The organism is Nonomuraea composti (assembly GCF_012034275.1).
Lineage (GTDB): Bacteria > Actinomycetota > Actinomycetes > Streptosporangiales > Streptosporangiaceae > Nonomuraea > Nonomuraea composti.
Genome location: NZ_JAATEP010000159.1, coordinates 1 through 707, shown reverse-complemented (window position 1 = coordinate 707; position 707 = coordinate 1). Strand labels below are relative to the sequence as shown.

Here is a 707-nt window from a genome sequence, read left to right as displayed (position 1 = left end):
CGCGTCACCGCCACGGAGGTCACCTTCACCTATCCCGGCGCCGCCGCCCCCGCCCTGCGCGAGGTGTCCATCGAGATCAAACAGGGCGAGGTCATCGCCTTCGTCGGCGAGAACGGCTCCGGCAAGACCACCCTCGCCAAGATCCTGGCCGGCCTGTACGAACCCGACACCGGCACCGTCCACTGGGACGACACCGACCTGCGCCAGGTCAGCCCCGACGCCCTGCGCCTGCGCACCGCCGTCATCGCCCAAGACCACACCCGCTGGCCCCTGACCGCCCGCTACAACATCACCATGGGCACCGACAAGGGCGAACCCGCCCTCCACGGCGCCGCCGCCGTCGCCGGCGCCGACGAGGTCATCACCGCCCTCCCGCACGGCTACCGTACCCTGCTCGACCGCCGCTTCAAGGACGGATGCGAGCTGTCCGGCGGCCAATGGCAGCGCATCGCCGTCGCCCGCGGCTTCCACCGCGACGCCGGCCTGCTCATCTGCGACGAACCCACCGCCGCACTCGACGCCCGCGCCGAACACGCCCTGTTCGAACGCATCCGCCACCACGCCGACGGCCGCACCGTCCTGCTCATCACCCACCGCCTGGCCAGCGTCCGCTACGCCGACCGCATCTACGTCCTCGACCACGGCCGCATCACCGAACAAGGCGACCACGACACCCTGATGGCCCTCAACGGCCTCTACGCCGACCT

1 protein-coding gene is annotated in these 707 nt (G+C 71.3%); it reads left to right on the top strand.

Annotated elements, in window-relative coordinates; all coding sequences use genetic code 11:
* Positions 1 to 707, top strand: a 707-nt coding sequence (locus tag HCN51_RS57780; protein ID WP_168022234.1) for an ABC transporter ATP-binding protein, incomplete at both ends; no start/stop codon positions are given.